Genomic DNA, 4,108 nt, shown 5'->3' with positions numbered 1-4,108 from the left:
AAAATGTTGTGATACCCATTCTGTTTTCTTTTGCTTGCGACCCGGTAATTTTATTTCAGGTATATAGAGATTTTCTCCAATCTCATAAACACGCTTCACTTTTTCCTGATTTTCACCAAGATAGGAATCATTACCATCAAAATTTAATTTGGTTCTTTGCTCAGTATATTTTTCAGCCCGTTCATCACTGATTGCCCAGATTCTTTTCCACGATCCATTATATAATTTCAAGGTCCCATTTCTGTCTCGAACTGATATTCCAATAGGAGAACCATCAATAACTGCCTGGCTGATAGCTTCGCTTTCATTAAGGGCTTTACTGGTGATTTTATACTCAAGCCTGAGATTTTTCTCAAAAAGCTCTCTTTCTATAGCTGGTACTAATCGATGTAGTTTATCTTTTAAGATGTAATCCTGAGCTCCGGATTTCATGACAGATACGGCAACATCTTCTCCCATTGTGCCGGATACCATGATAAATGGCAGGTCAAGACCAGTTTCCTTTAAGATCTCCAATCCGTCTATGCCGGTAAATTGGGGCATGGAATAGTCTGAGATTATAAGATCCCAATCTTCAGCAAAGAGAAGTTTTTTCATATCATTACCAGAGAATACTCGCTGATATGATACTTCCTTCCAGGCTTTGCGTAATTCTCTGAGGATTAGGGCAGCATCTGAGGGATTGTCTTCAAGCATCAATACTTTTATCAATTCTTTCATATCTTCTCTTTAATTTTATTCACCATTTTCCTATTCGACAAAAGAGCATTTTGCAAAAAAAAGTCAATACTTATTAAATTCAATGGATTTATACAAGGATTAACGTTCTGATTGAAAAACTATATTTCACAGCTTTCCGATTGCTGATAAGAAAATAGAAATTCACTCTGAAATCATTTGATAATAAGGATGTCAATCCACTTTCAGGCCCATTGTGAATTTCAGGTGGAGCAACTAAGCATAATGCACAAAATAATGTCAGTATGTGCTAAGTTGTTTTTCTTAGCCTATTCCACATAGATATCAGAAGATTTTCTGGTGACCGGATCATCAGATTTTAGAGCATTTTTCTATTTATACTGGATTGAAATATCACTATAAAAATATTCAGTCTAAGAAAAAGTATAGCTTATTAATTAGATCACAAAAATAAATTCAGCTCCATCTTGATGATTTATTACTTCTATGGTTCCCTTCATATTATTTTCGATCATCACTTTTGTCATATAAAGACCAATACCAGTATTATTTAAATTACTTTTTGTGCTTGAATACAGTACAAATAATTTATCTTTTACACTCACATCAATGCCACCACCGTTATCTCGGATTGAAATCACTGCCTTGTCATTTTCAATTATAAATTTTACCCAGACCTTAGGCTCTTCAATCTGCCGACTGATCAGTATCTCATAGGCATTATTAAGTACATTTAAGATCGCCTGAGAAAAATCCGATGGGTAGCCAGTTATGATATAACTATCTGAAAGCTCTAACTGGAGATTTATTTTGCTGTTGGTAAATTTATCTTTCATTAAGTCTATTGTTTTAAGAAGATATTTCTTAAGGTCAAAATCACAGATCTCCTTTCCAGATTGATATAAAAATCTAAAATCATCAATTGATTGAGAGAGATTTTTAAGCAATTTCATAGAGAAAGTGATTTTTTCATTTAAAAAGTCTTCTGTTAATTCATCAAATTCATATGCTTCACTTAAGGACTGAACGGTTACACCGATAGCATTTAATGGCTGTCTCCAGTGATGGGCAATACTGGAGATCATTTCTCCAATTGATGCCTGGTGGGACTGCTCCATAATTATATGATCTTTTTCTCGGAGATTATTGACTGCTATTTCAACTTTTTTCTCCAAATCTCGATGCAGGATTCTTAAGTCTTCCAAGGCTGTCTGCAGGTTATCTTCAAATTGTTTACGTTCAATAGCTTGAGCTATTTCATTAGACACAAAGCTGATCAGATCCAGGTCTTTTTCTGATCCAGCATTGGGATCATCCATACTTTGAAAATATATCACCCCAATAGTCTTTTTATTAGTTTTCAAAGGAGCTCCCAGCCAAACGAGTGGAATCGGCTCAAAAACATCAATAATATTTTCTGCTGCCATATTTCGAATGTCCTGACCTTTAAAAAGTATTGGTTTTCCTTTTTTCAAAACAAAAGAAGAGAGAGAATTCTGGCTGACTAATGGATGATTTTGATCAATATCTCTTTCAAATGGAAATGTTAGTTGATCCTTTTCCTCATTATAAAGGGCAACATGGATATTTGAAATGTTAATAATTTTAATTAGGTATTGTTTGATTTTTTTATAAAGATCTGGCAGATTTTCTGAACTGCGTACAGTAGTAGAGATATTATATAAAGTCTCCAATAGTATTCGAGATTGCATCAGTTCAGTTATGTCTTTCATAATATGAACAGCTCCGTGGAATTTATTAGATTCATCAACAATGGGATCCAGTGTAATCCCATACCATTTATTATTAAAACTAATCTGAGTTTGGACACGTTTCAGAGTTTCCTTCGTTTTTCTAAAAGGGCAATCATCTTTGTCTGGAAGCTCAAGAACATCATAACAGAATCTACCAATAATCTCCGATTCTGGCATATTAAAAGTATCAAGTGATGCAGTATTAATTTGCTTGATCAGACCTTCAGAATTAACCAGCATGATACTATCGGCAATTGATGAGAAAGTTTTTGCCCAGGCTGTTTCAGAAATGCGCAGTTCCTCTTTAGTTTCTTTATTTAGCTTTCGAGTCTCCCATTCGCTCAGCTCTCGCTCTATTGCCGGGATCAATCGGTCGAGTTTATCTTTAAGTATATAATCTTGAGCTCCCGCTCTCATTACATAAACAGCAACATCCTCGCCCATTTTTCCTGAAACCATGATAAAGGGAATATCCTGTTTTGATTCCTGCAATATATCTAAAGCATCCAGTCCCGTAAATTGCGGCATGTGATAATCTGAGATTATGATATCCCATTCCTGTTCCGATAAGGCTCTATGCATATCCTCAGCAGTAAAAACTCTCAAGAAATTAATATTTTGCCATCTCTTATAAAGAGCTCTCTCCAGTAACTTAGCATCTGAAGGGTTATCTTCTAAAAGCAGTACATTTATGTTTTTCTTACACAACATTAATTTCCTCCCTCAACATTAAGCTGATCAGTTTTCCTGTAAGCTGAAATAAATTATCGTTCCCTTTCCAGGTTCACTTTCGGCAAATACCTTACCACCGTGTTTATCAATTATTCTTTTTACGATAGCCAATCCAACTCCTGTTCCTTTGTATAATTCGGTGGAGTGCAATCTATGAAAGATTTTAAAGATATGATGAGCATGATCCATATCAAACCCAATTCCATTATCTTTTACATAAAAATATTTATCACCTTCCCGGTCAATTAATCCTACTACAATCTCCAATTTATGATCTGGATGACGATATTTGATAGTATTTTCAAATAAATGCGTAAAAAGCAATTTAATCTGTACCGCGTCACCGGATGCCGTTTTAAGGTCAGCTATCGTAAGATCAATATCTTCTTTTTTATTGCCTGATTGAAGGTGATTATAGGCATTCCAGGCAATTAATCCCATATCAAGAGTTGATGTTTTAAGCGGAATTCTGCTTAACCGCACATAGTATAATAGATCTTCGATCAATTGTCCCATCATCCAGACATTCGCTTCTATCACATCCAGAAGTTTCGTCGCTTCTTCATTAAGTTGCTGACTATGATCTTCCCTTAATATCTCCGAAAACCCTCCAATCGCACGCAATGGAGCCTTAAGATCATGCGAAATAGAATAGCTGAATTCCTCAAGTTCATGGATCGTCTTTTCCAGCTCCTGAGTTCTTTTCTGTACCCTTTCTTCTAATTTCTCATTTAATATTTTCAGTTGCTCTTCATTTTTCTTGCGTTCATCAATATCAATGTGACAACCTAACATTAGCAGAGGTTCACCATCATCTGACCATTCGACGATCTTTCCTTGACTCTGCACCCATTTCCAGTCACCGGATTTTGTTTTAAGCCTGAATTCTTCTTTAAAATGCCCATGATTGATTCTAATATATT

At 35.2% G+C, this 4,108-nt stretch carries 3 protein-coding genes; all 3 read right to left on the bottom strand.

What is annotated here, in order from left to right:
• Positions 1 to 720, bottom strand: a 720-nt coding sequence (locus RAO94_00275) for a response regulator (GenBank protein ID MDP8320762.1), incomplete at its 3' end; no start/stop codon positions are given.
• Positions 721 to 1,136: 416 nt separating this feature from the next.
• Positions 1,137 to 3,164: a response regulator gene (locus RAO94_00270; GenBank protein MDP8320761.1), complete on the bottom strand. Its 2,028-nt coding sequence runs from the start codon at positions 3,162 to 3,164 to the stop codon at positions 1,137 to 1,139.
• Between the two features lie 27 nt (positions 3,165 to 3,191).
• Positions 3,192 to 4,108, bottom strand: a 917-nt coding sequence (locus tag RAO94_00265; GenBank protein ID MDP8320760.1) for an ATP-binding protein, incomplete at its 5' end; no start/stop codon positions are given.

Origin of the sequence: Candidatus Stygibacter australis, assembly GCA_030765845.1 — a bacterium.
GTDB classification, from domain to species: domain Bacteria; phylum Cloacimonadota; class Cloacimonadia; order Cloacimonadales; family TCS61; genus Stygibacter; species Stygibacter australis.
This window is presented reverse-complemented; position numbering and strand designations above follow the sequence as displayed.

Bases quoted from the DNA above. Each gene is read 5' to 3' on its own strand.
- RAO94_00270 (MDP8320761.1), bottom strand. From the start codon at position 3,164: ATGTTGTGTAAGAAAAACATAAATGTACTGCTTTTAGAAGATAACCCT.